Here is a 25642-nt window from a genome sequence, read left to right as displayed (position 1 = left end):
TCACTGCGTGGCGCGGCTCGCCAGCCCCAGCGCGTACTCCGGCCACCAGCGGCCCGCCGCCGGGCCGCCGCGGCAGGGCCCGTCGGACTCGCCGGGCCGCTTGATCCAGAGGTACGCGTCGACGAGGGGGTCGCCGGTCCGGTCGGTCGGCGCGGTGCCCAGGGCCCGGCCGGGGGGATTGCACCAGGACTCGTGACCGCCGCCCGGGAGCGGGCCCCGGCCGTTGCGGCTGGTGTCGATGACGAAGTGTTTGCCGTGGGCGGCCTCGGAGAGGCGGGCGCCGTACTCCCGGCCGGCCGCGTCCGGCTGGAAGTTGGACACGTTGAGGGAGAACCCGTCGGCCTGGCCGAGCCCGGCCTTGAAGAGGGGCTCGACGAGTTTCATCGGGTCCGGGATCCAGGCCGGATTGCCGGCGTCCAGGTAGACCTTGGTGTTCCGGTTCCTCTTCAGCCGGGTGACGGCCTCGGAGAGCAGCCGCAGGCGCTCCTCGTGGTGGGCGGCCTGCGTGCAGCCGTCCACGATGTGCGGGACGGCGTCCGGCTCCAGGACCACCACCGCCCGGGCGTCGCCGACGGCGTCGGCGAAGGCGCCGATCCAGTTGCGGTACGCGGTGGCGTCCGCGGCCCCGCCCGCCGAGTGCCGGCCGCAGTCGCGGTGGGGGATGTTGTACGCGGCGAGGACGAGGACCCGGCCCGCCGCCCTGGCGCCCTTCACGGCGCGGCGGATCGCGGGACCGGGGTCGTCGCCCGGCCCCCACAGGGCCATGGGCCGTTCCGAGATCCGGCGCAGCAGCTGTGCCTCGCCGTTGCGGCCCCGCGCCTCCCAGGCGGCGACCTGCCGGGCCGCGTCGCTCTCCGGGTCCACCCAGTACGGGGATCCGGCGGGCGGGGCCTCGGGCGGGGCCTCGGCGGGCGCGCGCGAGGGGGCGGACTCCTCGCTCCCGCAGCCGGGGGCCGCGGCGATCAGCACCGCGACGCCGAGCGCGGCGGCGAGGGATCTGGGGCGGGGGCGGCCTGGCATCCGGTTTCCTCGAAGGGTCGACGCACGCAATCACGACCGGCATATCGTGACATGACGGTCAGTTACCCCCGTTCCGCGACACCGGGCGTGCCTACGTCCGGGGCTGACCGCCCGTCGTCAGGGCGATGGCGAGCGGGGTGCGCTCGTAGAGGATCCGGTGGCCGTGCCGGGCCGAGATCAGCAGGCCCGCGCCGTGCAGGGCCTTCAGGTGCGCCGAGACCGTGGCCGGGGCGAGACCCAGCCGGTGGGCCAGCGCCGTCGTGGAAGCCGGCTCGTCGAGCGCGCACAGCACGTCGGCCCGGCCCCGGCCCAGCAGCCGCGCCAGCGCCTGCGGGGTGGGGCCCGCCGAAGCCGTCCACAGCGCGCCGATGCCGCGGGCCGGGTACACCAGCGTCGGCTGCCAGGGAGGGTCGTAGCCCCCGACCACCTCCGGCCACACGAACGCGCTCGGCATGAGGAGCAGGCCCTGTCCGTCGAGGGAGCGGTCGTGGTGGGTGGGGCGGTCGATCGTGAGCGTCCCCCGCGACCAGCGCAGGTCCGGGTGGAGGCCGTCGAAGAGGGCCTCCAGCCCGCCGGCGGCGAGCCGCCGCGAGTGGAACAGGATGTCGGCCTCCAGCAGGGCCCGCAGCCGGGGCCAGTGCGGGGCGATCAGCGCGGCCCAGGCCTGCTCGTACAGGTCGGCCAGCTCCCGTACGGCGCGCGCCGGATCGGCGAGCATCCGCCGCCCGAGGTCGCTCTCGGCGGCGCCCGGCGTGCAGACCAGGGAGCGCCGCAGGTCCTCCCGTACCGCCTCCGGACCGGCCGCCGCGGAGCGGACGCGGTCCACCTCCTCCTCGAAGGTGACGCTGGGGCCGAGCGGGGGCGGGCTCAGGAAGTCGGGGTGGTGGCCGGCGCGCGGCATCAGCAGCCACAGGGGGCGCAGGTCGAGACCGTCGGCGGCCGCGCGGATACGGCGCAGCCAGGGCAGGTGGTACTGCTGCCGGGCCGGCCGCCGCAGGGTCCGCACCGCTTCCTGGGTCTCCCACAGGGGCGAGAGGGAGAACCGGCAGCGGAGCAGGTCCCCGGCTCCGAACCGGAAGTGGTACGCCATGTCCCTCCGGGGGCGTGCGGTGCGGGGTGGGCGATCGGTCGGGTGCTCGGGCACGTCCTCGGTCGCGTGAGCGGGCATGATCGGCCGAGTGATTCGGCACAGGACGAATCACTGCCGTGCCCCCACGGTAGCCCGGCAGGGTCGCCGCATGTCCATCACCGTCAACGAGGCCGCGGGCGGCTACCGGGGCGTGTTCCGGGTCCGGGAGTTCCGGGCCGTCTTCGCCGCCCACCTGCTGTCCGTCCTCGGCGTCGTCGTCGCCGAGATCGCCCTCACCGTCCTCGTGTTCCGCACGACCGGCTCGCCCCTGATGAGCGCGCTCACCTTCGCGCTCGGCTTCCTCCCGTACGCCCTCGGCGGCACCCTCCTCGCCGGGATCGCCGACCGGCACCCCGCCCGACGGGTGCTCGTCGGCTGCGACCTCCTCTGCGCCGCCTGCGCGGCGGCCATGGTCCGGCCCGGCACCCCCGTCGCCGGGCTCCTCGCCCTGCGCTGCGCCATGGCCTTCGTCGCCCCGCTGTTCCAGGGCACCCGCAACGCCTCCCTCGCCGACGTCCTCGGCCCCGGCGACGCCTTCGTCCTCGGCCGCTCGCTGATGCGCATGGTGGCCCAGAGCGCGCAGCTCATCGGCTTCGGCCTCGGCGGGCTGCTCCTCACCGTCCTCGCCCCGCGCGCCGCCGTGGCGCTGACCGCCGCCGGGTTCCTGTGCTCGGCCCTGCTGCTGCGCTTCGGCACCCGTTCCCGCCCGGCCCGCGCCGCCCGCGCCGCCGCCACCGTCCGCACCTCCCCGCCGGCCGGGCTGCGGGCCGTCCTCGGCGACCGGCGGCTGCGCGCCCTGACCCTGCTGTTCTGGCTGCCGCCCGTCTTCGTCATCGCCCCCGAGGCGCTGCTCGTCCCGTACGCCGACGGCATCGGCGCCGGCACCGCCGCCCTGGGAGTGATGATGTGCGCGCTGCCCGTCGGCACCATCGCGGGTGAACTGTGGGCCGGCTCGGCGCTCGGGCCGCGCGCCCGCTCCCGGCTCGTGGCCCCGCTCGCGGCGGCCGGCCTGCTGCCGCTGCTCGCGTACGCCTTCCGGCCGGGGGTGCCCGTCGTACTCGCCGCCCTGCTGCTCGCCGGGCTGGCGCACGCGTACACCCTCGGCCTCGACCAGTGGTACGTGGACGCCGTCCCCGACGCGCTGCGCGGCCGGGCGATGACCCTGCTGAGCACCGGGCTGATGACCCTCCAGGGCGTCGGCATGGCCCTGGCCGGGCTGGCCGCCGAGTTCCTGCCGGTGCACGTGGTGGTCGCGGGCGCGGGCGTGCTCGGTACGGCGGTGGTCCTGGGCCTCCTCGCCGCGCTGCGGTCCGCGGGCCCGCAGGGCGGCCGACCGAAGAATGAGACGGGGCCCGCTGCCAAATGACCGCCCGGTAGGGTCGGGTGCGTGTCCAAGCCGCTCAGCCTCCCCTTCGACCCCATCGCCCGCGCCGACGAGCTCTGGCAGCGCCGCTGGGGACCGGTGCCCTCGATGGCCGCCATCACCTCGATCATGCGCGCGCACCAGATCCTGCTCGGCGAGGTCGACGCGGTGGTCAAGCCGTACGGGCTGACCTTCGCGCGGTACGAGGCGCTGGTGCTGCTCACCTTCTCCAAGGCCGGCGAGCTGCCGATGTCGAAGATCGGCGAGCGGCTGATGGTCCACCCGACGTCGGTGACGAACACGGTGGACCGGCTGGTGCGCTCCGGGCTCGTGGCCAAGCGGCCCAACCCGAACGACGGCCGCGGCACGCTCGCGTCCATCACGGACAAGGGCCGCGAGGTCGTCGAGGCGGCGACGAAGGACCTGATGGCCGTCGACTTCGGGCTGCGCGCGTACGACGCCGAGGAATGCCAGGAGATCTTCGCGCTCCTGCGCCCGCTGCGGGTGGCCGCGGCGGACTTCGAGGAGTAGCGGGCGCCCGCGGATCGCGCTCGCCGGGCCCCCGTCAAGATCGAGCAAAACGGACGGTTAGGCTCGTCGGCATGAAGAAGAGCGTGCTGACCCGCTACCGGGTCATGGCCTACCTGACCGCGGTCATGCTGTTGATCCTCTGCACCTGCATGGTTTTCAAGTACGGCTTCGACACCGGCGCCGACCTGACCCTCGCGGTCTCGCAGGTGCACGGCGTGCTGTTCATGATCTACCTGGTGTTCGCCTTCGACCTCGGCTCCAAGGCCCGCTGGCCGTTCCCGAAGCTGCTGTGGGTCCTGGTCTCCGGCACGATCCCGCTGGCCGCCTTCTTCGTCGAGCGCAAGGTCCGCGCCGAGATCGAGCCGCTGGTCGAGGGCGCCCTGGCGCCCGCCGACGCCTAGAGCGCGGCTCGCGTCCGGCTGCCCCGGGGATACTCCCCGGGGTTTCCCATCGACATTTACTAGGACGTCCTAGTAAATTCGTGGGTATGGACGCTGACGCCATCGAGGAGGGCCGCCGTCGCTGGCAGGCCCGTTACGACAAGGCCCGCAAGCGCGAGGCCGATTTCACCACGCTCTCCGGGGATGACGTCGATCCCGTCTACGGGCCCCGCCCCGGCGACGCGTACGAGGGATTCGAGCGCATTGGCTGGCCGGGGGAGTACCCCTACACCCGCGGTCTGCACGCCACCGGGTATCGCGGCCGGACCTGGACCATCCGCCAGTTCGCCGGCTTCGGCAACGCGGAGCAGACCAACGAGCGCTACAAGATGATCCTGGCCGCCGGCGGCGGCGGGCTCTCCGTGGCCTTCGACATGCCGACCCTCATGGGCCGTGACTCCGACGACCCGCGCTCGCTCGGCGAGGTCGGCCACTGCGGGGTCGCCATCGACTCCGCCGCCGACATGGAGGTCCTGTTCCGGGACATCCCGCTGGGCGACGTGACCACCTCGATGACGATCTCGGGCCCGGCCGTGCCCGCCTTCTGCATGTACCTGGTCGCCGCCGAACGCCAGGGCGTGGACCCGGCCCTGCTCAACGGCACGCTCCAGACGGACATCTTCAAGGAGTACATCGCCCAGAAGGAGTGGCTCTTCGAACCGGAGCCGCACCTGCGCCTCATCGGCGACCTCATGGAGTACTGCGCCAAGGGCATTCCGGCGTACAAGCCGCTGTCCGTCTCCGGCTACCACATCCGCGAGGCCGGGGCCACGGCCGCGCAGGAGCTCGCGTACACCCTCGCCGACGGCTTCGGGTACGTGGAGCTGGGCCTGTCCCGCGGTCTGGACGTGGACCACTTCGCCTCCGGCCTCTCCTTCTTCTTCGACGCCCACCTCGACTTCTTCGAGGAGATCGCCAAGTTCCGCGCCGCCCGCCGGATCTGGGCGCGCTGGATGAAGGAGGTGTACGGGGCGCAGAGCGAGAAGTCGATGTGGCTGCGCTTCCACACCCAGACGGCCGGCGTCTCGCTGACCGCGCAGCAGCCGTACAACAACGTCGTCCGCACGGCGGTCGAGGCCCTCGCCGCCGTCCTCGGCGGCACCAACTCGCTGCACACCAACGCCCTCGACGAGACCCTCGCGCTGCCGAGCGAGCAGGCCGCCGAGATCGCCCTGCGCACCCAGCAGGTGCTGATGGAGGAGACCGGGGTGGCCAATGTGGCCGACCCGCTGGGCGGTTCCTGGTACGTGGAGCAGCTGACCGACCGCATCGAGGCCGACGCCGAGAAGATCTTCGACCAGATCAAGGAGCGCGGCCTGCGCGCCCACCCGGACGGGCAGCACCCGATCGGGCCGATCACCTCGGGCATCCTGCGCGGCATCGAGGACGGCTGGTTCACCGGGGAGATCGCCGAGTCGGCCTTCCAGTACCAGCGCTCGCTGGAGAAGGGTGACAAGCGGGTCGTCGGCGTCAACGTGCACCACGGCTCGGTGACCGGGGACCTGGAGATCCTGCGCGTCAGCCACGAGGTGGAGCGCGTACAGGTGGAGCACCTGGCGGCCCGCAAGGCGCGGCGCGACGACGCGAAGGTGAAGTCCTCGCTGGACGCGATGCTGGCCGCGGCCCGCGACGGGTCGAACATGATCCCGGCGATGCTCGACGCGGTGCGCGCCGAGGCCACGCTCGGGGAGATCTGCAACGTGCTGCGCGACGAGTGGGGCACGTACACGGAGCCGCCCGGCTTCTGATCCGCCGGCCCGGAGGCCGGTCGCGGCATCCCCGCCGGGGGCCGCGGCCGGCCTCCGGCGTGTCAGGCGTGGGCCGGGCCGCGGAGGCCGTGCATCAGCAGGGCCGTGAAGGTGGCCACCCAGAGCTCGTCCACCGGCTCGGAGCTGACCAGGGCCCGGTGCACCACCGTGCCCGCGATCACGTCGAAGATCAGGTCCGTCGTGCGGCAGGCGAGCTCCTCGTCCTCCTCGTACGGGAGTTCGCCGCGGGCCTGCGCCCGTTCGCGACCCAGTACGACGAGACGTTTCTGCCGGTCCACGATCGCCGACCGGATCCGGTCGCGCAGGGCCTCGTCGCGGGTGGACTCGGCGACGACCGCCATCAGGGCCGTACGGGCCTCCGGCCGGCGCAGCAGCGCCGCGAACTGGAGGACCACGTCCTCGATGTCGGCTTCGAGGGAGCCGCGGTCGGGGAGTTCGAGTGAGTCGAAGAGTTCCGCGACGGCGTCCACGACCAGCTCGTTCTTGCCCGCCCAGCGGCGGTAGAGGGTGGTCTTGGCGACCCCGGCCCGGGTGGAGACGTCCCCCATCGTCAGCTTCGACCAGCCCAGCTCGACCAGCGCGTCCCGCGTCGCGGCGAGGATCGCGGCGTCCGCGGCGGCGCTGCGGGGGCGGCCGGGGCGGCCGGTGCGTCCGGGCGGGGGGCTGGGGTTGCGCATGGCCGAGACCATACCCGTCGGTAGCCAAAGCGGCGGGCCCCGCAACGCTGTGGTTCAGATCACGGGGCGCGAAGGGCCGCGGGCAGTTACGCTACGGCTCGTAGCGTAAGAGCGACGACCACGCGAAGCTACCGGCGCCAGGTGGGGACCCGGCGCCAACACCGCACCACCGAGGGTACTCAAGAAGGCATTTCGGCCGATCTTTTTCGTCGGCGCGCGCACACGGGGGAGGATGTACGCATGCAGCCCAGAAACATGTCCATGAGCGGCGTCGTCGACCTCGCCGCGGTGAAGGCGGCCGGCGAGGCCAAGGCGAAGGCCGAGCAGGCCCGTGCCGAAGCGGCCCGGCAGGCCGCCCAGGGCGGCGCGCCCGCGTCCGCCGGTGCCGTGCCGCCGTCCGCGCTCGTGATCGACGTCGACGAGGCCGGCTTCGAACGCGACGTCCTCCAGCTCTCCGCCGAGGTCCCGGTCGTCCTGGACTTCTGGGCCGAGTGGTGCGAGCCGTGCAAGCAGCTCAGCCCGCTCCTGGAGCGCCTGACGGTCGAGGCGAACGGCCGCCTCCTGCTGGCCAAGGTCGACGTCGATTCCAACCAGATGCTGATGCAGCAGTTCGGCATCCAGGGCATTCCGGCCGTGTTCGCCGTGGTCGCGGGCCAGGTGCTGCCGCTGTTCCAGGGAATGGCGCCCGAGCAGGAGATCCGCGCGACCCTCGCCCAGCTGGTCCAGGTCGCCGAGGAGCGCTTCGGCATCATCGGCATCGAGGTGGACCCGAACGCCGAGGGCGTCCCCGCGGGCACCGCGGCCGACGCTGCGTACGAGGCCCCGGCGGGCCCGTACGACGCGCTGCTCGAAGCGGCCGTCGTCGCGCTGGACGCCGGTGACCTGGGCGGAGCGGTGCAGGCGTACAAGAACGTACTGGCCGACGATCCGGCCAACACCGAGGCCAAGCTGGGCCTGGCCCAGGCCGAGCTGCTCGCCCGGGTCAAGGACATGAACCCGCAGGCCGTGCGCACCGCGGCGGCCGAGGACCCGAAGGACCCGGCGGCCCAGATCGCCGCGGCCGACCTGGATCTGGTCGGCGGTCACGTGGAGGACGCCTTCGGGCGCCTGGTGGACACGGTCCGGGTGACGGCGGGTGCGGACCGGGACGCCGTACGGGTCCGGCTGCTGGAGCTGTTCGAGGTCATCGGGGCCGACGACCCCCGGGTGGCGGCGGCCCGTACGGCGCTCGCGCGGGTGCTGTTCTAGCCCCGATCCCCGCCCGACGATTTGTTGACACGTAGATAAACAGCAGCCGCACTTTGCCAAAACTTGGCAATTGCGGCTGCTGTTACTCGCAGTAAATAGAACCCCGTGAACTGTCCGGTGTGTTCGTGAATCCACCGCTCTGTCGTGGCCCTTGGTGACACCCAGCGTCGTCGCCCGATGGCGCCGGGTCGATGCCCGGTTATCTTCCCGTTACCCGCCAGTAACGAACCCCCTTGTGTCCCGGCCTGGAATGGACCACGATCGGCGACGCTCGGTCCTTCCCGCAGTCCCGCTCATCGGAGCCGCGGCGGAGGGTCCCCACCGGGCCGGCCGGTGCCAGGGGTGCCGGCTGCTGGACAGGGGGGTCTTCGCCGCACCGGCGGAGCCTGTCCTCCTGGTTGCGCGAACGCGTGACCCAGTGGTTGTCGCTCGGGGGTGAACGCCGGTGTACCGGACGCGGCTCGGCCGCGCTTCGGCCGCCTGCGCTCCTTCCCGAGGACGTAGCACTTCTCCCATCCCAGGACGGGTACGGCCCGGACCGGAGATGTACGTCCGAGAAGGAGGAACGAATAATGAGTTCTCAGGTTCGTGGCGGGACCAGATGGAAGCGCTTCGCGCTCGTCATGGTGCCGAGCATCGCGGCCACCGCCGCGGTCGGTGTGGGTCTGGCGCAGGGTGCCCTCGCGGCGTCCTTCAGCGTCTCCGGCCAGGACTTCAAGGTCTCGGCCGACAAGCTCGACGGTGACGACCTGCTCCAGTACGGCAGCGTCGCCAAGGGCAAGGGCCTGGACGGCAAGGACGCGGCGCACCCGGTCACCATCTCCGGGTTCCGCCACGCCGAGATCACCAACATGTGCCAGTCGCTGGTGACCCCGATTCCCGGCCTCGGCAACGTCACGATGCAGCTGCGTACGGGCAACAAGGGCAAGCCGGCCGTCGCGGACAACATCTACCTGGATGTCGCCGAGCTCGACACCGACGCCACGTTCACCGACCTGGACATCGGTGTCGCGGTCGGCGCCGCGGCCGACGACAAGCACCCCACCGCGCCGCAGGCCGGCACGGTGGCGAACGGCGCGCTGTTCTCGCAGCGCGCCAAGAAGGCCGTTCTGACCAACGTGCGTCAGAAGGCCTGGGCGACGACGGCGGGCACCTTCACGCTGCCCGACCTCAAGCTGCGCCTGCTCAGCGGCGACCAGCCGTGCTACCAGGACGAGAAGTAGTCCGTCCCGGGGCGTGACCGGTGGAGGCGGGTGGCGGCCGTGGCCGCCGCCCGTCCCGCCGGGCTCCCCCAGTTCTCCGTACCACCGTTTCCAGGGAGCTGTTGTCCATGAACCCCCAGGCCCCGGTTCGCGCCGCAGACGACGCATGGCTCACCGCGGTGTACTACCGCTTCCACGCCTGGAGTGGTGGCCGGCCCTTCTGGGCGGGCCTCTTCACTCTCATCGGAGGCATTCCCATCGCGTACTTCCCGTACGCGGACCTCCGGCTGGGCAACGTCACCATCGCCATGGCGACGACCGCGGGCGCGGGCTCGCTGATCATCGGCGTCCTGCTGATCACCCTGGGCCTCGCCCTCTGGTTCCAGCAGGGCATCCGGGTCTTCGCCGGTGTGGCGTCGATCCTGCTGGCCCTGGTCTCCCTGCCGGTGTCCAACCTGGGCGGCTTCTTCCTCGGCTTCCTGTTCGCCCTGGTCGGCGGAGCCCTCGCGCTGTCGTGGGCGCCGGGCAAGGCCAACGGTGCGCAGGGCGACGCCGCGGCGGACAAGGCGGAGGCGTACGGGGGCGGTCCCCTGGGCGTTCCCGGCCCCCGCGACACGGAGACGGATACGGCTTACGCGACAGAAACGACTGCCCACGCCGATGGCGGGAGGAACAGTGCGGGGTGACGAGACGCAGCGGGCCGTGACCCCGAGCGCAGAGTCCCGTGAACGAAGGGGTCCGCGGCACGCCGCGCCACGGAAGTCGCTGCTGAACAAGATCCAGATACCCGTCGGCAAGACGATGGCGCTGGCGGCTATGCCGACCGCGGTCTTCGTCGGGATGGGCATGGCGCCGAAGCTGGCGCTCGCCGACGAGGAGATCCCCTTCGCGCCCGGCCCGTGCGTGACGCGGTCCGACGAACCCGCGGAGTCGGCTTCTCCCAGCCCGTCGGCGTTCACGTCGCCCTCGCCGGGTTCCTCGCCCTCCGCGAGCCCCTCGCCGGGTGCGTCGAAGGCGCCGAAGACGGCCCCGAAGCCGGACGCCGGCAAGTCGGCGCAGTCCTCCGCCGCGTCGAAGCAGACGGCCCCCTCGGCCCCCGCCGGGCCGGCCGCCGCGCCGTCCCCGTCCAAGACCCCGAACCCGCTGGACCCGCTGGGCATCGGCGACAAGGTCAAGGGCATCGTCGACGGCATCACGACCCCGATCCTGGGCGCTCATCCGTCGGCGACCCCGACGCCCACGCCCACGCCGACCAAGTCCGCGCCGACGACGAAGCCCGATCCGAAGACGGACCCCAAGCCCGACCCGAAGCCGGACCCGAAGACGGATCCCGAGCCGGACCCGGCCGCGGACGCGATCAGGGACGCCGCGAAGAAGGCCGGCGTCGACGTCAAGGAACTGTCCGAGGACGTCAAGGACACCGAGAAGACCCCGAAGGACGAGACGGGCAAGGCGGACGAGACGAAGGACGCGGACGGGAAGCAACCCTTCCCCTGCCCGACGTACGACGCCAAGGCGCTGGCCGACGCCGAACTGGAGCCGGGCATCCCGCTCCTGCCGGACGAGCCCTGGTACCTCGACAGCTCGCTCCTGACCCTCTACGGCCTGGATTACCACGGCATAGTCGAGGTGAAAACGGCGGGCGGCAAGACGAAGAAGGTCCTGAAGTTCACGGCGGACTCGCTGGACATCAAGGACCTCTACCAGACGGTCGGCAAGAGCGGGAACGTCGCCCACCTGAAGTCCCGCCCGGGCTCCACCTCCAAGATCCGCGGCGGCACGGTGACGATGTACACCGAGAGCCTCAAGGGGAACCTCTTCGGCCTGATCCCGATCGAGTTCACCCCGAACAGCCCGCCGCCCCTGAACGTCCCCTTCGCGTTCTTCTCGAACGTCAAGGTCGTCCAGGCCGGCCAGTTCGGCGGCACCCTCACGGTCCCGGGCCTCCACAACTACGTCGGCCCGCCGGAGTAGTCCCGTACCGCGCACCCCGTGCGACGCACGACGCGCAACGCACGACGCACCGAGGGCGGCACCCCGGAACCCTGACGGGTTCGGGGTGCCGCCCTCGGTCTCTGTGCGGCAGAGGTGCGGCGCGCCGGGCCGGGTCAGCCTTGGGGCTGCTGGCCGCCCAGGTGGTGGACGCGGACCATGTTGGTCGTGCCCGGGACGCCGGGGGGCGAGCCGGCGGTGATGACCATCGTGTCGCCGGCGTTGTGGCGGCCCAGCTTCAGCAGCTCGCCGTCCACGAGGTCGACCATCGCGTCCGTGGTGTCCACGTGCGGGACGATGTAGGACTCGACGCCCCAGCTCAGCGTGAGCTGGTTGCGGGTGTTGACGTCGGTGGTGAAGGCCAGGATCGGCTGGGCCACGCGGTAGCGCGACAGCCGGCGGGCGGTGTCACCGGACTGCGTGAAGGCGATGAGCGCCTTGCCGTCGAGGAAGTCCGCGATCTCGCAGGCCGCGCGGGCGACGGAGCCGCCCTGCGTACGGGGCTTCTTGCCCGGGACCAGCGGCTGCAGGCCCTTGGACAGCAGCTCCTCCTCGGCCGCCGAGACGATCTTCGACATCGTCTTGACGGTCTCGATCGGGTAGGCGCCGACCGAGGACTCCGCCGACAGCATGACCGCGTCCGCGCCGTCGAGGATCGCGTTGGCGACGTCGGAGGCCTCCGCGCGGGTCGGGCGGGAGTTGGTGATCATCGACTCCATCATCTGGGTCGCGACGATCACCGGCTTGGCGTTGCGGCGGCACATCTCGATGAGCCGCTTCTGGACCATCGGGACCTTTTCGAGCGGGTACTCGACGGCCAGGTCGCCGCGGGCCACCATGACCGCGTCGAACGCGTCGACCACGGCCGCCATGTTCTCGACGGCCTGCGGCTTCTCGACCTTGGCGATGACGGGGACCCGGCGGCCCTCCTCGTCCATGACCTTGTGGACGTCCTTGACGTCGTTGGCGTCGCGGACGAAGGACAGGGCGACCATGTCGCAGCCCATCCGCAGGGCGAAGCGCAGGTCGTCGACGTCCTTCTCCGACAGGGCGGGGACGTTCACGGCGGCACCCGGCAGGTTGATGCCCTTGTGGTCCGAGATGACACCGCCCTCGACGACGATGGTCCTGACCCGCGGGCCCTCGACCTCGGTCACCCGGAGCTCGACGTTGCCGTCGTTGATCAGGACCTGGTCGCCCTTGGAGACGTCGCCCGGCAGGCCCTTGTAGGTGGTGCCGCAGATGGACTTGTCGCCCGGGACGTCCTCGGTGGTGATGGTGAACTCGTCACCGCGCACCAGCTCGACGGGGCCCTCGGCGAAGGTCTCCAGGCGGATCTTGGGGCCCTGGAGGTCGGCGAGGACGCCGACCGCGCGCCCGGTGTCCTCGGAGACCTTCCGGACGCGGTCGTACCGCTCCTGGTGTTCTGCCTGGGATCCGTGGCTGAAGTTGAATCGGGCCACGTTCATACCTGCCTCGATGAGTGCTTTCAGCTGCTCATACGAGTCGACGGCGGGGCCCAGCGTGCAGACGATTTTGGAACGGCGCATGGAGCGGATCCTATCGGTTTGTTTCGTAGCGGAATATTCCGTCTGGTGGAAAGTCCAAGTGACTAGCGAGTAACGAGGGCGTACGCCTGGGTGGCGATCTCCAGTTCCTCATCCGTCGGAACCACGGCCACCGCCACCCGCGCGTAGTCCGGCGACACCAGCCGCGGCTGCGAAGAGCGCACGGCGTTGGCCTCCGGGTCCAGCGCGAGCCCCAGCTCCGCGAGGCCGTCGACGGCAGCTTCCCGGACCTGGTGCGCGTTCTCGCCGACCCCCGCCGTGAACGTCACCGCGTCCACCCGGCCGAGCACCGCCGAGTAGGCACCGATGTACTTCTTCAGGCGGTGGACGTACGCCGCGAAGGCGAGCCGCGCCGACTCGTCGCCCTCGCCCGCCCGCCGCAGCACCTCGCGCATGTCGTTGTCGCCGCACAGGCCCAGCAGACCGCTCTTCTTGTTCAGGAGCGAATCGATCTCATCCACCGAGAAGCCGCCCACCCGCGCCAGGTGGAAGACGACCGCCGGATCCAGGTCGCCCGAACGGGTGCCCATGACCAGACCCTCCAGCGGGGTCAGCCCCATCGACGTCTCCACGCACACCCCGCCGCGGACCGCCGAGGCCGAGGCCCCGTTGCCCAGGTGCAGCACGATCACGTTCACGTCCTCCACCGGCCGGCCGAGCAGCGCGGCCGTCGCGCGCGAGACGTACGCGTGGGAGGTGCCGTGGAACCCGTACCGCCGGATGGCGTACTTCTCCGCCGTCGCGGCGTCGATCGCGTACCGGGCCACGTGCTCCGGCATCGTCGAGTGGAAGGCCGTGTCGAAGACCGCCACCTGCGGGAGGTCCGCGCGCAGCGAACGGGCCACCTCGATGCCGGTCACGTTCGCCGGGTTGTGCAGCGGGGCGAGCGGGATCAGGCTCCGGATCTCCGCCAGCACCTCGTCGTCGATCACCGTCGGCTGCGTGAAGCGGGTCCCGCCGTGCACCACCCGGTGCCCGACCGCCGCCAGTTCGGGGGAGTCCAGGCCCAGCCCGTCGGCGGCGAGCTCGGCCGCCACGACCCGGAGCGCGGCCGCGTGGTCCGCGATCGCCCCGAGCCGCTCGCGCTTTCCGCCGCCCGCGCCCGGACCGGTGAGCGGCTCGTGCACGAGGCGCGAGGTCTCCTCCCCGATCCGCTCCACCAGGCCTGCGGCCAGGCGGGCGGAGTCCGCCATGTCGAGCAGCTGGTACTTCACCGACGAGGAGCCGGAGTTGAGGACGAGTACGCGCGATGCGGTGGTCACGTTGGGCGTCTTTCCTTCGGAAGCGGGGGGACCGGGGGAGGCGGTACGGGGGGTCAGGCGGTCGGGGCCTGCACGGGCCGGGCGCCGTGCGCGCCCTGCGCCTGGATCGCGGTGATCGCCACGGTGGTGACGATGTCCTGCACCAGCGCGCCGCGCGAGAGGTCGTTGACCGGCTTGCGCAGGCCCTGGAGCACCGGTCCGACCGCGACGGCGCCCGCCGAGCGCTGCACGGCCTTGTACGTGTTGTTGCCCGTGTTGAGGTCGGGGAAGATCAGCACGCTCGCGCGGCCGGCCACCTCCGACCCGGGCAGCTTGGTCGCGGCGACCGAGGGCTCGACGGCGGCGTCGTACTGGATCGGCCCCTCGATCAGCAGATCGGGGCGCTGGTCGCGGACGATCCCGGTGGCCTTGCGGACCTTGTCCACGTCCGCGCCGCTGCCCGAGGTGCCGGTCGAGTACGAGAGCATCGCGATCCGCGGCTCGACCCCGAAGGCGGCCGCGGTCGCCGCCGACTGCACGGCGATGTCGGCGAGCTGCTCGGCGCCGGGGTCCGGGTTGACCGCGCAGTCCCCGTAGACGAGGACCCGGTCGGCCAGGCACATGAAGAAGACCGACGACACGATGGAGGCGTCCGGCTTCGTCTTGATGATCTCGAAGGCGGGCCGGATCGTCGCGGCGGTGGAGTGCACCGAGCCCGAGACCATGCCGTCGGCCAGGCCCTCCTGGACCATCAGCGTGCCGAAGTAGTTCACGTCGGTGACCACGTCGAGGGCCAGTTCGACGGTCATGCCCTTGTGGGCGCGGGCCTGCGCGTAGTACTCGGCGAACCGTTCCCGCAGCGGGGAGGCCGCCGGGTCGATGAGCTGCGCGCCGGAGATGTCGATGCCCAGGTCGGCGGCCTTCTTCAGGATCGCCTGCTCCTCGCCCAGCAGGGTCAGGTCGCAGACCCCGCGGCGCAGCACCACGTCCGCGGCCCGCAGCACGCGCTCCTCGGTGCCCTCGGGGAGCACCACGCGGCGGCGTTCGGAGCGGGCCCGCTCCAGCAGCTCGTGCTCGAACATCATCGGCGTGACCCGCTCGGAGCGGGCCACCGACAGCAGCCCGCGCAGCTCGGCGGTGTCCACGTGCCGCTCGAACAGGCCGAGGGCGGTCTCCAGCTTGCGCGGGGTCGCGGAGTTCAAGCGGCTCTGCAGCGAGAACAGTTCGGCGGCCGTCGGGAAGCTGTTGCCGGCCACCGAGACGACGGGCGTGCCCGGCGCCAGCTTCGAGGCCAGGGTCAGGATGTCCGGGCCCGGTCGCTCGTTCAGGGTCAGCAGCACGCCGGCGATCGGCGGGGTGCCCGAGGCGTGCGCGGCCAGCGCCCCGATGACCAGGTCGGCGCGGTCCCCGGGGGTGACCACCAGGCAACCGGGCGTCAGGGCGCCCAGGAAGTTCGGCAGCATGGCGCCGCCGAAGACGAAGTCCACGGCGTCGCGGGCCAGCCCGGCGTCGTCGCCGAGGAGCACCTCGGCGCCGAGTGCCCGGGTGATCTGGGCGACGGTCGGGGCGGAGAGCGACTTGTCGTCCGGCAGCACGTAGCAGGGCACGGGCAGCCGGGCGGCCAGCCGCTCGGCTATGGCGTCCCGGTCCTCGGCGGCCACCCGGTTGACCACCATCGCGACGACGTGGCAGCCGAGGCTCTCGTACGCGCGGAAGGCGCTCTGGGCCTCTGCGCGCACCGCCTCGGCGGGGTGCTTGGTGCCGCCCACGACGGGCACCACGACGGCCCCCAGTTCGTTGGCGAGACGGGCGTTGAGCGCCAGTTCGTCGGGGAGGTTCGTCTCGGCGTAGTCGGTGCCCAGGACGAGCATGACCTCGTAGTCGCGGGCCACCCGGTGGTAGCCGTCCACCAGCTGGGACACGAGCTCGTCGGTACCCTTCTCGGCCAGGATGGCGGAGGCCTCGTGGTACTCCATGCCGTACGCCGCCCGGGCGTCCTGGTCGATCCGGTAGCGGGCCTTCAGGAGGTCGAAGAGCCGGTCCGGTCCGTCGTGGAGCAACGGCCGGTAGACGCCGACCCGCGCCGTCTGGCGGGTCAGCAGCTCCATGATCCCCAGCTCGACGACCTGGCGGCCGTCCCCCCGCTCGATACCGGTCACGTACACGCTGCGCGTCACGCGTGGTCTCCGTCCCATCATGTGGATGTCGTGAATGCCGTAGATGCAGTGGATGTAGTGGATGTGGTGGTTTTTCCCGTTAGGGTGGGCCTGACCTCTTGACAATACCTCGGCGGCCAGATAGGGCGCCCGCCGGGAAAGGCCTGTCCGCGGGGGCCGAAAGGCCTCGTGGGCGGAGCACGGCACACAGCGCCGCACCCCGGGCCCGTGGAACAATCGGACACGCCTCACCATGACGACCACGCATGACGACCACGACATGACGACCACGGCGCCCTTCAGATGTACGGCCGTCCGCCCGCACGCGTACGGCCCGGTACGACCAGGAGCAGGAGACACAGCACGATGCGTATCGGAGTTCTCACCGCAGGCGGCGACTGCCCGGGCCTGAACGCTGTCATCCGTTCGGTCGTGCACCGCGCCGTGGTCGGTCACGGCGACGAAGTCATCGGCTTCGAGGACGGCTTCAAGGGCCTCCTGGACGGCCACCACCGCCCCCTCGACATCAACGCCGTCAGCGGCATCCTCGCCCGCGGCGGCACGATCCTCGGCTCGGCCCGCATGGAGCGCGCGCGGCTGCACGAAGCCGCCGAGAACGCCCAGGAATTGGCCACCCGCTACGGCATCGACGCGCTCATCCCGATCGGCGGCGAGGGCACCCTGACCGCCGCCCGGATGCTGTCGGACGCCGGGATGCCGGTCGTCGGCGTGCCGAAGACCATCGACAACGACATCTCCTCCACCGACCGCACCTTCGGCTTCGACACCGCCGTCATGGTCGCCACCGAGGCCATCGACCGCCTCAAGACCACCGCCGAATCGCACCAGCGCGTCATGGTCGTCGAGGTCATGGGCCGGCACGCGGGCTGGATCGCCCTGGAGTCCGGCATGGCCGGCGGCGCGCACGGGATCTGCCTGCCGGAGCGCCCCTTCGAGGTGGACGCCCTGGTGAAGATGGTGGAGGAACGTTTCGCGCGGGGGAAGAAGTTCGCCGTCATCTGCGTCGCCGAGGGCGCGCACCCGGCCGAGGGCTCCATGCCGTACGAGAAGGGCGCCATCGACCAGTACGGCCACGAGCGCTTCGCCGGCATCGGCAACCGCCTGGCCGTCGAGCTGGAGCACCGCCTCGGCAAGGAGGCCCGCCCGGTCATCCTCGGCCACGTCCAGCGCGGCGGCGTCCCCACCGCCTACGACCGCGTCCTCGCCACCCGCTTCGGATGGCACGCGGTGGAGGCCGTCCACCGCGGCGACTTCGGCAACATGACCGCCCTGCGCGGCACCGACATCGTGATGGCCCCGCTGGCCCACGCCGTCACCGAGCTGAAGACGGTCCCGGACGACCGCATGTACGAGGCCGAATCGGTCTTCTGACCCGCCGGCCGCAGGCCCTTCGTCCCGCCCCGGCGGGACCTCCGGCCCGAATCGCGGAGCCGGAAGCCCCCTTCGCCCCCGCGGCGTTCCGCCCCGGAGATCCGCTCTCCGGGGCTTTCTCCCGCGCTCGCACCCGGCGGATATGATTTCCGCCCTGGGGGTTGGGGTGGGTGGCCGAGTCGCGTGGACGGATCGGGCCGTTGTGTCCGGCCCCGTCATCCGTTCCGACCGCTCGATGGAAGGTGCCCGTCTCCCGTGGCCACCCGCTCTGCCGTTCCGACCAGCAAGCCCGCCGGTACCCGGCCGCCGAGCCCGGCCGAAGGCCCGGCCGGCGGCGGGAGGCGGTGGCCCGTCCTCGGCGCAGCCGTGGCCCTGTCCTGGGCGCTGCCGCTCCTGCTCCACACGCTCTCCCTGGACGTGGTGCTCATCCCCGTCCTGGTGCTCGCGATCGCCTCCCTGATCCGCGTGGGCGGAGGGCTCCTCGACCGCCTGGTGGTCGCCTCCTTCCTCCTGTGCGGCGCGGTGATGGCCTTCGGCCTCCTCTTCTCCGTCTGGCCGTGGGGCCTGGCCCCCGTCCCCGGAACGGGACTCCTGCTGACCGTCCTGTCCGTCTCGGGCTGGCTCGCCGGCCGCAGGCCGCACATACCGCTGCGCCTGCGCGGCTCGGACGCCCTCGTGCTCGGCACCGTGGCCGTGGTCTGGCGCTACCTCCACCACCCGGTGGCCGGGAAATCGGCCGCCGACCGGCTGGCGTACTTCGTCACCTCCGAGGACCGGCTCGGACACTTCTCGTACTTCGACGGCATCCACCACGTCGGCGGCTACGCCTTCCTCCACCAGGAGGCGGCCAAGGCGTTCATGATGACCCCGGCCGAGGCGGTCTACCCGCAGGGCTCGCACTTCCTGCTGGTCTGGATCGACGTCCTGGTCAAGTCCTCGACCGACGGCGGCTCCGCCCTCGACATGACGCACCGCTACCTCCTGTACGTCCTGGCGGCCTACGCGCTCTTCTGCGGGGCCCTCGTCTGGGCGGCCCGCTGGATCGGCGGCCCGCGCCTGCGCGGCTGGCGCACGGCGGCGGTCTGCGCGACCGTCACGGCCGTGATGATGTCCGGCTCGATGGCGCAACTGGTCGAGCGGGGATTCGACTCCGAGACCATCGGCCTGCTGTTCCTGGCCGTCGCCCTGGCGCTGCTCGTGCGGCCGGCGATGGGCCGGGCCGAGTTCGTACTCGTCGCGGTGGCCGCTCTGGTCTCGGTCACCTTCGTCTACAACCTCTACGGCGTCCTCGTCGGCCTCACCCTGGCCGCGGTCCTGGTCGTCCACCGGCGGCGCTTCGCCCCGCGCCGCCGCCTGGTCATCGGCGCCCTGGCGGCCGGCACCCTGATCGCGGGGCTGCCCAGCGTCTTCTCGGTCCTGACCAAGCTGGACGTCGCCAAGACCTCGAACCTGGCCGGACCGATGGTCATCCCCGACCGCCCGGTCTTCATCGGCTGCGGGCTGCTGGCCCTGGCGGCCGCGTCCCTGCCGGTGAACCGCAGGACCGGCACCGGGCAGATGGTCCTGGCCCTGGTCCTGGGCGGTACCGCCGTGATCGGCGTCTTCGGTGCCTGGCAGAAACTCACCATCGGCTACTACTCGTACTACTTCGAGAAGCTGACCGCCGCCGGCCTGGTGATCGCCCTGATCTCGCTGGGCGTGATCGGCCTGATGCTCCAGCCCGCCTCCCCCACGAGCGGCTCCCGGCTGCGCCGGCGGACCGGCCTGCTGCTGCGCTCCGGCGTGGCGACGGCCGCCGCGCTCGCCCTGTTCGGCAACGTCCAGTGGGGCGTCCCGTCCGGCTGGGGCCACCCCTCCGCCTGGTACGACAGCCCGATGGTGAAGTGGGGCAGGGGCGAGGCCAAGTCCGACATCGGCCCGCCGGCGAACGCCCTGACCCGACGCGACCTGAAGGGCGTCACCTCCCCGGTGATCGCCCTCTACAGCAGCGACGCGTACCTCAACCTGAAGTCGACGTTCCTCGCCCAGATCCTCACGCACCAGGCGGGCACCATGGTCGGGCTCTACGAGGTCTTCTACGTCAAGATCGGCGGCCCGGCCGCCGTCGACGAGAAGGAGTACCAGGCCTCGCTGGGCCGGCTCAAGAGCGCGATCGCGTCCTGCCCGACCCCGCCGACCGTCCTGGTGGGAGACCGCAGGACGGCCGACCGGCTCAGGCAGGACCTCGGCAGCGCGGGCAGCGCCGCGACCGTGGTGTACGCACCGCTGACGTAGGCCGGGGCCTGCGGACCACGGCGGGGCCCCGGGTCAGGTCACTGGCGGGGGCCGACGGCGTAGGACCAGAAGTGGGCCACGATGTCGGCCAGGAACTGGCGGCCCGCGTCGCCCGTGCCGGCCTCGCCCGAGGCGCTGCCCCAGCTCAAGGTGGCCACCATCTTCGACTGGTAGTCCCCGTGGAGCCGCTCCAAGACCGGCTCCAGGTGCTGCTTCGGCACCGGCAGCAGCTTGGCCAGCGGCTTCACGTACGCCTGCCAGCGCGTGGTCACCGCGTTGCGCAGCAGCTCGGCGAGCTCGTCCTGCTTGCCGGTGGCCGCCACGAACTGGGCCAGCGACAGCCCGAGCACCTGCGCCAGGGCCACGGACTGCCGTTCGTTGCCCTTCCAGCGCCCCGTGTCCTCCATCTTCTGGTACGCGGCCGTCTCCATCCCGATCCGCCGGGCCAGCTCGTCGGCGGCCATGCCCCGGGCCATCCGGTGCTCCCGCAGGGTCACGGGCTCGGCGAGCAGTTCGCCGGGGGCGCACCACAGGACGCCGGCCAGCGCCGTGAGCTCGGCGGAACTCGGGGATATCTCACCGCGCTCCCAGGCCATCACGGTCTCGGGCTCGACGATCAGTCCGTACTGGGCGCGCAGGCCATAGGCGACATGACCGGGAGCCATGCCCAGGGCTGCGCGGAGGCGACGCGCGGCGGGGGCATTGAAGGGAGGGCTGGAGTGCACAGGGCACACCGTAGGAGTGCCCAAGGGGTGGCGACTACAGACCGTTCAAACAAGCCCAGAACTCGTAGGAACGTCCTAGGGAGTTCAACGCTGTGGGTCGGTTTCCCGGCGACCGTCCGGTAATCGGACCGATGCTAGATCCATTTCCCAGCGTACGGTCCCGGCCGACCGCGCGGTACCCCTGCGCACGATGTTCACCGATCCCCCGCACCCTCTCCTGAACCGGCCTCCCGCCCTGCCCGTGATCCAGGTGGGGGGCCCTCGCTCACGGGGGTGGCGAGGGCCCCGCCCCGCACCCCGGATCCGCGCCTTGCCTTGACCTCGGCGTCAAGGATTACGGTCGGGACATGCGAATCGGCGAACTGGCGGAGCGGGCCGGGACCAGCACGCGGACCCTGCGGTACTACGAGTCGCGCGGACTGCTGCCCGCGCGGCGCGCCGGCAACGGCTACCGCACGTACGACGAGGACGACCTGCGGCTGCTGCGCCAGATCCGGATGCTCCAGGACTTCGGCTTCGAGCTGGAGGAGACCCGCCCGTTCGTCGACTGCCTGCGCGCCGGCCATCCCGCCGGGGACTCCTGTCCCGCGTCCCTGGCCGTCTACCGGCGCAAGCTGGCCGAGCTCGACGGGCTGATCGGCCAGCTGGCCGACGTACGGGAGCAGGTCGCGCGGCAGCTCGCCGCCGCCGAGGACGCCGCCGGGGAGGCGGCGTCGCCGCGCTGCGAAATGACCGGACCGCAGGACCGGCCGCAGGACCGGCCGTAGGACCTGACCACACGAGAGGGGAACCACATGATCCACGCCCAGGGTGTCGCCGAGGTGACCGACCAGGACTTCGAGGCGCAGGTGCTCGCCGAGCGGGGGCGGCCCGTCCTCGTGGAGTTCACCGCCGACTGGTGCGGCCCGTGCCGGCAGATCGCACCCGTGATCTCCGCCGTCGCCGCCGAGGAGGCCGAGCGCCTCAAGGTCGTGCAGATCGACGCGGACCGCAACCCCGCCACCGTCGCCCGGTACGGGGTGCTGTCCATGCCGACCCTGCTCGTCTTCCAGGGCGGCGAGCCCGTCAAGCAGATGGTCGGGGCCCGCGCCAAGCGCAAGCTCCTTCAGGAGCTCGAAGAGGTCACCGGCGCCGTCCGCCCCACCACCGTCACGGCCTGAACCAGAGCGTCGCCAGCGGCGGCAGCGTCATCCGCAGACTCGCCGGGCGGCCCTGCGCGGGCACGGGCTCGGGCCGCAGGGGCTGCGGATGGCGCACCCCGCTGCCGCCGTACTCCTTTGAGTCCGTGTTCAGGACCTCCCGCCACCACGGGACCTCCTCCGGGACGCCGATCCGGTAGTCGTGCCGCACCACCGGCGAGAAGTTCGACACGCACAAGAGCGGCGAGCCGTCCTTCGCGTACCGCAGGAACGCGAAGACGTTGTCCTCCGCCGCGTCCGCCTCCACCCACGCGAAGCCCTCCGGCACCGTGTCCCGCTCCCACAGCGCGGGCGCCGCCGTGTACGTGCGGTTCAGGTCGCGCACGAGGTCGCGCACGCCCCGGTGGTCGCCGGCCGCCGAGTACGAGGAGTCCAGCAGCCACCAGTCCGGCCCGTGCGCCTCCGACCACTCCGCACCCTGCGCGAACTCCTGTCCCATGAAGAGCAGTTGCTTGCCGGGGTGGGCCCACATGAAGCCCAGGTACGCACGGTGTATGGCCCGCTGCTGCCACCAGTCCCCGGGCATCTTCGACACCAGCGAGCCCTTGCCGTGCACCACCTCGTCGTGCGAGATCGGCAGCACGTAGTTCTCGCTGTACGCGTAGATCATCCCGAAGGTCATGTCGTGGTGGTGGTACTTGCGGTGCACCGGGTCCTTCGACGCGTAGCGCAGCGTGTCGTGCATCCAGCCCATGTTCCACTTCAGCCCGAAGCCGAGCCCGCCGGCGTCCGTCGGCCGGGTCACGCCCGTCCAGGCCGTGGACTCCTCCGCGATCGTCACCACGCCCGGACAGCGCCGGTACACCGTCGCGTTCATCTCCTGGAGCAGCGCCACCGCGTCCAGGTTCTCCCGGCCGCCGTGCTCGTTGGGCGCCCACTCGCCCTCGCCGCGCGAGTAGTCCAGGTAGAGCATCGAGGCCACCGCGTCCACCCGCAGGCCGTCCACGTGGAACTCCTCGCACCAGTACACGGCGTTGGCGACGAGGAAGTTGCGGACCTCCTTGCGGCCGTAGTCGAACTCCAGCGTCCCCCAGTCCGGGTGCGCGGCCCGCCGCGGGTCGTGGTGCTCGTACAGCGGCCGTCCGTCGAACTCCGCGAGCGCCCACTCGTCGCGCGGGAAGTGCGCCGGCACCCAGTCGACGATCACCCCGATCCCGGCCCGGTGCAGAGCGTCCACCAGGAACCGGAAGTCGTCCGGACCGCCCATCCGCGAGGTCGGCGCGTAGTACCCGGTGACCTGGTAGCCCCACGATCCGCCGAAGGGGTGCTCGGCGACCGGCATCAGCTCCACGTGCGTGAAGCCCAGCTCCTTGACGTACGGGGGCAGCTGTTCGGCCAGCTGCCGGTACGAGAGCCCCGGCCGCCAGGAGGCCAGGTGCAGCTCGTACACCGAGAAGGGGGCCTCGTGCGCCGGACGGGCCCCGCGCCGCGCCATCCACTCCGCGTCCTGCCACGTGTGGTGGGACGCGGTGACGACCGAGGCGGTGGCCGGCGGGACCTCCGCCGCGCGGGCCATCGGGTCGGCGCGCAGGGTGTGGCTGCCGTCCGGCCGCGTGATGTCGTACTTGTAGAGCGCTCCCTCGCCCACCCCCGGCAGGAACAGCTCCCACACCCCGCTCGCGCCGAGCGAGCGCATGGGTTGGGCGACGGAGTCCCAGTACGAGAAGTCCCCCGTGACCCGGACCCCCTGGGCGTTCGGCGCCCACACCGTGAAGCGGGTGCCGGCCACGCCCTGGTGCTCCATCGGCCGGGCGCCGAGCGCCGTCCACAGCTCCTCGTGCCGGCCCTCGCCGATCAGGTGCAGGTCCAGCTCGCCGAGCGCGGGCAGGAACCGGTACGGGTCGTGGACCTCGATCTCGTCCTCGTCGTACGCGACCAGCAGCCGGTAGTCCGGTACCCCGGTCAGCGGCAGCAGCCCCGAGAACAGCCCGTCGCCGTCGTCGTGGAGCTGGGTCCGCAGCCCCTTGGCGACGATCGTGACCGCCTTGGCGTACGGGCGCAGCACGCGGATGGCGACCCCGCCCCGCTGGGTCCGGGCCCCCAGCACCCCGTGGGGGTCGTGGTGGCGGCCCTCCAGCAGCCGGGCCCGGTCCTCGGCGCCGAGCGCGGGCGCGGGCCGGACCCCGGGGGGCGCCTTCCGGGCGCGCGGCGGCGTGCTCTTGCGCGCGGCCGGGGCCGCCGCCGGGGCCGCGGCGGCCGGGGGCGGCGGGGTGGTCGAGGGTGACTGACGGGCGGGGCTCACGTGTGCGGCCTCCTAGGCGGCTGCGGGCGGGGGTGCGGGGAGAGGGAGGGGAAGCCTTCGCCGGGGGCGGGCCCGGCGCCCGGGGAGGCGGCGCCCGGCTGGGCCCGGCCGAATCCCCGGTCCGCGCCGGCGGCCAGCCTCCGGATGGCCGCCATCGGGACGTGCAGCCAGTCGGGGCGGTGCCGGGACTCGTAGCGCGCCTCGTACACCGCCTTGTCGGTCTCGTACGCGCGCAGCAGGACGGGGTCCTCGCGCGGGTCGCGGCCGGTGGTGCGGGCGTAGCCCTCGCAGAACGCCGCCCGGCAGGCGTCCGCCCAGGCGGGGGCGAACGGGCGGTGGGAACGGGCCGCGTAGTCGAACGAGCGCAGTATCCCGGCGATGTCGCGGACGGCGGGTTCGGGGCGGCGCCGGTCGGCCAGCGGCCGGGCCGGCTCACCCTCGAAGTCGATCAGCGCCCAGCTGCCGTCGCTGGTGCGCAGGGTCTGGCCCAGGTGCAGGTCCCCGTGGATCCGCTGGGCGGGCACCCCGGCCCCGCGGGAGGCGGCCAGGGCGTCGAACGCCCCGCGCAGCCCCGCCTCGTACGGCCGCAGCGCGGGCACCTCGCGGGCGGTGGCCGCCAGCCGGGCCGTCATCCCGGAGGCGAGCCGCGCGGTCTGCTCGGGCCCCAGCGCGACGGTCGGCAGGGCGGTGGCGAGCGCGCTGTGCACCTCGGCGGTGGCCCGGCCCAGCGCGTGCGCCTCCGCGGTGAAGTCGGCCCCGGCCCTCAGTCGGCCGAGCGCGAGCTGCCAGCCGTCGTCGGAGCCGCGCAGATAGGGCTGGAGCACGCCCAGGGTCAACGGTTCTCCGCCGGGCAGCGCGGCCTCGTACCAGGCGACCGGGGCGGGGACCCGCGCGCACCCGGCCGCGGCCAGCGCCCTGGGCAGCTCCAGGTCCGGATTGACCCCGGGGCCGACCCGCCGGAACACCTTGAGGATGTACGAATCCCCGTAGATCATCGAGGAGTTGGTCTGCTCCCCGGACAGCGGCCGGGGCGTGAGCGCCGCCGGGATCAGCGCCATCGGATCCCGGTCGAAGCGCAGCGGGCCCAGCGTCCCGGGAGCGCGCAACCGTTCCAGCAGCAGCGCCGCCAGCCGCGGATCGCCCAGTCCCTCGTACACGCACTGGCCGGCGTACGGGCCCTGCTCGGGCCGTCCGATCAGCGCGGGCGCCAGGGCCGGCGGCAGCGCCGGGCGCATGCCCAGCAGCAGCTGGTAGCAGTCGCCGTCCACGTCCAGGAGGAGGTGGACGAGTCTGGGGGAGGACCCCGGCGGCAGCAGATCGGCCGCCGAGATCATCCGGAGCCGGCCGATGCGCCGGCCCTTGCCGGCGAACCAGCGCTGGAGCGGCAGCCAGTCCCGGAGCATCGGCTCCAGCGGACTGAGTCCGGTCGTGCTCGTCGTCCCGGTGGATGCAGCCTCCGACATGGCGTCGCGTC

Annotated in this window: 21 protein-coding genes; 12 read left to right on the top strand and 9 right to left on the bottom strand. The window is 72.4% G+C overall.

What is annotated here, in order from left to right; translation table 11 throughout:
- Both CP980_RS10425 and CP980_RS10420 read right to left on the bottom strand, forming a co-directional pair.
- The gene (locus tag CP980_RS10425; RefSeq protein WP_150528038.1) at window positions 1–1020 is read right to left on the bottom strand and encodes a glycoside hydrolase family 6 protein; all 1020 of its coding nucleotides are present in this window, start codon (window positions 1018–1020) and stop codon (window positions 1–3) included.
- A 91-nt stretch (window positions 1021–1111) separates the two neighbouring features.
- A complete protein-coding gene (locus CP980_RS10420; RefSeq protein WP_150528037.1) occupies window positions 1112–2110 on the bottom strand; it encodes an ArsR/SmtB family transcription factor in 999 nt (332 codons plus the stop codon).
- 148 nt (window positions 2111–2258) lie between these two features.
- On the opposite strand from CP980_RS10420, the gene CP980_RS10415 reads away from it, so the two are divergent.
- The 4 genes from CP980_RS10415 (at window position 2259) to icmA (ending at window position 6231) form a co-directional block, all read left to right on the top strand.
- Window positions 2259–3515 (top strand): MFS transporter, encoded by a 1257-nt coding sequence (locus tag CP980_RS10415; RefSeq protein ID WP_229906914.1) that lies wholly within the window; start codon window positions 2259–2261, stop codon window positions 3513–3515.
- A 21-nt stretch (window positions 3516–3536) separates the two neighbouring features.
- On the top strand, window positions 3537–4043 hold the full coding sequence (locus CP980_RS10410; protein WP_030153818.1) for a MarR family winged helix-turn-helix transcriptional regulator: 507 nt from the start codon (window positions 3537–3539) through the stop codon (window positions 4041–4043).
- A gap of 71 nt (window positions 4044–4114) precedes the next feature.
- Window positions 4115–4444: a DUF3817 domain-containing protein gene (locus CP980_RS10405; protein ID WP_048474691.1), complete on the top strand. Its 330-nt coding sequence runs from the start codon at window positions 4115–4117 to the stop codon at window positions 4442–4444.
- An 86-nt stretch (window positions 4445–4530) separates the two neighbouring features.
- Window positions 4531–6231, top strand: coding sequence for a coenzyme B12-dependent isobutyryl-CoA mutase large subunit (gene icmA, locus CP980_RS10400; RefSeq protein ID WP_099889408.1), 1701 nt, complete (start codon window positions 4531–4533; stop codon window positions 6229–6231).
- 62 nt (window positions 6232–6293) lie between these two features.
- Here icmA and CP980_RS10395 read toward each other — a convergent pair whose 3' ends face one another.
- Complete coding sequence (locus tag CP980_RS10395; RefSeq protein WP_099895363.1) at window positions 6294–6929, bottom strand: TetR/AcrR family transcriptional regulator; 636 nt, start codon at window positions 6927–6929, stop codon at window positions 6294–6296.
- Window positions 6930–7169: 240 nt separating this feature from the next.
- Between CP980_RS10395 and CP980_RS36365 the strand changes: the two genes are divergently transcribed.
- The 4 genes from CP980_RS36365 to CP980_RS10375 all read left to right on the top strand — a co-directional run bounded on the left by CP980_RS36365 (window position 7170) and on the right by CP980_RS10375 (window position 11353).
- The gene (locus CP980_RS36365; RefSeq protein WP_150528035.1) at window positions 7170–8177 is read left to right on the top strand and encodes a tetratricopeptide repeat protein; all 1008 of its coding nucleotides are present in this window, start codon (window positions 7170–7172) and stop codon (window positions 8175–8177) included.
- Window positions 8178–8749: 572 nt separating this feature from the next.
- A complete protein-coding gene (locus CP980_RS10385) occupies window positions 8750–9400 on the top strand; it encodes a DUF6230 family protein (RefSeq protein WP_132756840.1) in 651 nt (216 codons plus the stop codon).
- 107 nt (window positions 9401–9507) lie between these two features.
- Window positions 9508–10065: a DUF6114 domain-containing protein gene (locus tag CP980_RS10380; RefSeq protein ID WP_132756842.1), complete on the top strand. Its 558-nt coding sequence runs from the start codon at window positions 9508–9510 to the stop codon at window positions 10063–10065.
- Window positions 10055–11353 (top strand): hypothetical protein, encoded by a 1299-nt coding sequence (locus tag CP980_RS10375; RefSeq protein ID WP_150528034.1) that lies wholly within the window; start codon window positions 10055–10057, stop codon window positions 11351–11353. The genes CP980_RS10380 and CP980_RS10375 overlap by 11 nt, the downstream gene beginning before the upstream one ends.
- A 134-nt stretch (window positions 11354–11487) precedes the next feature.
- Here the strand turns inward: CP980_RS10375 and pyk are convergent, their stop codons facing one another.
- From pyk to pta, 3 genes are all read right to left on the bottom strand, one after another.
- Window positions 11488–12921, bottom strand: coding sequence for a pyruvate kinase (gene pyk / locus CP980_RS10370; protein WP_132756848.1), 1434 nt, complete (start codon window positions 12919–12921; stop codon window positions 11488–11490).
- A gap of 62 nt (window positions 12922–12983) precedes the next feature.
- On the bottom strand, window positions 12984–14201 hold the full coding sequence (locus CP980_RS10365) for an acetate kinase (protein WP_132756849.1): 1218 nt from the start codon (window positions 14199–14201) through the stop codon (window positions 12984–12986).
- A gap of 53 nt (window positions 14202–14254) precedes the next feature.
- The gene (pta, locus tag CP980_RS10360; protein ID WP_132756851.1) at window positions 14255–16357 is read right to left on the bottom strand and encodes a phosphate acetyltransferase; all 2103 of its coding nucleotides are present in this window, start codon (window positions 16355–16357) and stop codon (window positions 14255–14257) included.
- A 345-nt stretch (window positions 16358–16702) separates the two neighbouring features.
- Between pta and CP980_RS10355 the strand changes: the two genes are divergently transcribed.
- Both CP980_RS10355 and CP980_RS10350 read left to right on the top strand, forming a co-directional pair.
- On the top strand, window positions 16703–17728 hold the full coding sequence (locus CP980_RS10355) for an ATP-dependent 6-phosphofructokinase (protein ID WP_099889401.1): 1026 nt from the start codon (window positions 16703–16705) through the stop codon (window positions 17726–17728).
- 255 nt (window positions 17729–17983) lie between these two features.
- Window positions 17984–20002 carry a hypothetical protein gene (locus CP980_RS10350; protein WP_150528033.1) on the top strand — a complete coding sequence of 673 codons (2019 nt, stop codon included), beginning with the start codon at window positions 17984–17986 and terminating at the stop codon, window positions 20000–20002.
- Between the two features lie 38 nt (window positions 20003–20040).
- Here CP980_RS10350 and CP980_RS10345 read toward each other — a convergent pair whose 3' ends face one another.
- Window positions 20041–20727: a helix-turn-helix domain-containing protein gene (locus CP980_RS10345; RefSeq protein WP_189998462.1), complete on the bottom strand. Its 687-nt coding sequence runs from the start codon at window positions 20725–20727 to the stop codon at window positions 20041–20043.
- Between the two features lie 347 nt (window positions 20728–21074).
- On the opposite strand from CP980_RS10345, the gene CP980_RS10340 reads away from it, so the two are divergent.
- Both CP980_RS10340 and trxA read left to right on the top strand, forming a co-directional pair.
- Window positions 21075–21494, top strand: a complete 420-nt coding sequence (locus CP980_RS10340) for a MerR family transcriptional regulator (RefSeq protein WP_123512482.1) — start codon at window positions 21075–21077, stop codon at window positions 21492–21494.
- A 27-nt stretch (window positions 21495–21521) separates the two neighbouring features.
- Window positions 21522–21887, top strand: a complete 366-nt coding sequence (gene trxA / locus CP980_RS10335; protein WP_099889397.1) for a thioredoxin — start codon at window positions 21522–21524, stop codon at window positions 21885–21887.
- On the opposite strand, the gene glgB is transcribed toward trxA, so the two are convergent.
- Together glgB and CP980_RS10325 are read right to left on the bottom strand one after the other, a co-directional pair.
- Window positions 21877–24168 (bottom strand): 1,4-alpha-glucan branching enzyme, encoded by a 2292-nt coding sequence (gene glgB / locus CP980_RS10330; protein WP_229906913.1) that lies wholly within the window; start codon window positions 24166–24168, stop codon window positions 21877–21879. The two genes, trxA and glgB, sit on opposite strands and share 11 nt — an antisense overlap.
- Window positions 24165–25631 carry a maltokinase N-terminal cap-like domain-containing protein gene (locus CP980_RS10325; RefSeq protein ID WP_132756857.1) on the bottom strand — a complete coding sequence of 489 codons (1467 nt, stop codon included), beginning with the start codon at window positions 25629–25631 and terminating at the stop codon, window positions 24165–24167. Before CP980_RS10325 ends, glgB begins: the two co-directional genes overlap by 4 nt.
- Window positions 25632–25642 lie beyond the last annotated feature (11 nt).

The organism is Streptomyces vinaceus, from assembly GCF_008704935.1.
GTDB classification, from domain to species: Bacteria; Actinomycetota; Actinomycetes; order Streptomycetales; family Streptomycetaceae; genus Streptomyces; species Streptomyces vinaceus.
The sequence above is the reverse complement of the archived record's forward strand: the minus strand, read 5'-3'. Positions and strand labels throughout refer to the sequence as shown.

Bases quoted from the DNA above. Each gene is read 5' to 3' on its own strand.
- CP980_RS10425 (WP_150528038.1), bottom strand. From the start codon at position 1,020: ATGCCAGGCCGCCCCCGCCCCAGATCCCTCGCCGCCGCGCTCGGCGTC.
- CP980_RS10420 (WP_150528037.1), bottom strand. From the start codon at position 2,110: ATGGCGTACCACTTCCGGTTCGGAGCCGGGGACCTGCTCCGCTGCCGG.
- CP980_RS10415 (WP_229906914.1), top strand. From the start codon at position 2,259: ATGTCCATCACCGTCAACGAGGCCGCGGGCGGCTACCGGGGCGTGTTC.
- CP980_RS10405 (WP_048474691.1), top strand. From the start codon at position 4,115: ATGAAGAAGAGCGTGCTGACCCGCTACCGGGTCATGGCCTACCTGACC.
- icmA (WP_099889408.1), top strand. From the start codon at position 4,531: ATGGACGCTGACGCCATCGAGGAGGGCCGCCGTCGCTGGCAGGCCCGT.
- CP980_RS10395 (WP_099895363.1), bottom strand. From the start codon at position 6,929: ATGCGCAACCCCAGCCCCCCGCCCGGACGCACCGGCCGCCCCGGCCGC.
- CP980_RS36365 (WP_150528035.1), top strand. From the start codon at position 7,170: ATGCAGCCCAGAAACATGTCCATGAGCGGCGTCGTCGACCTCGCCGCG.
- CP980_RS10385 (WP_132756840.1), top strand. From the start codon at position 8,750: ATGAGTTCTCAGGTTCGTGGCGGGACCAGATGGAAGCGCTTCGCGCTC.
- CP980_RS10380 (WP_132756842.1), top strand. From the start codon at position 9,508: ATGAACCCCCAGGCCCCGGTTCGCGCCGCAGACGACGCATGGCTCACC.
- pyk (WP_132756848.1), bottom strand. From the start codon at position 12,921: ATGCGCCGTTCCAAAATCGTCTGCACGCTGGGCCCCGCCGTCGACTCG.
- CP980_RS10355 (WP_099889401.1), top strand. From the start codon at position 16,703: ATGCGTATCGGAGTTCTCACCGCAGGCGGCGACTGCCCGGGCCTGAAC.
- CP980_RS10340 (WP_123512482.1), top strand. From the start codon at position 21,075: ATGCGAATCGGCGAACTGGCGGAGCGGGCCGGGACCAGCACGCGGACC.
- trxA (WP_099889397.1), top strand. From the start codon at position 21,522: ATGATCCACGCCCAGGGTGTCGCCGAGGTGACCGACCAGGACTTCGAG.
- CP980_RS10325 (WP_132756857.1), bottom strand. From the start codon at position 25,631: ATGTCGGAGGCTGCATCCACCGGGACGACGAGCACGACCGGACTCAGT.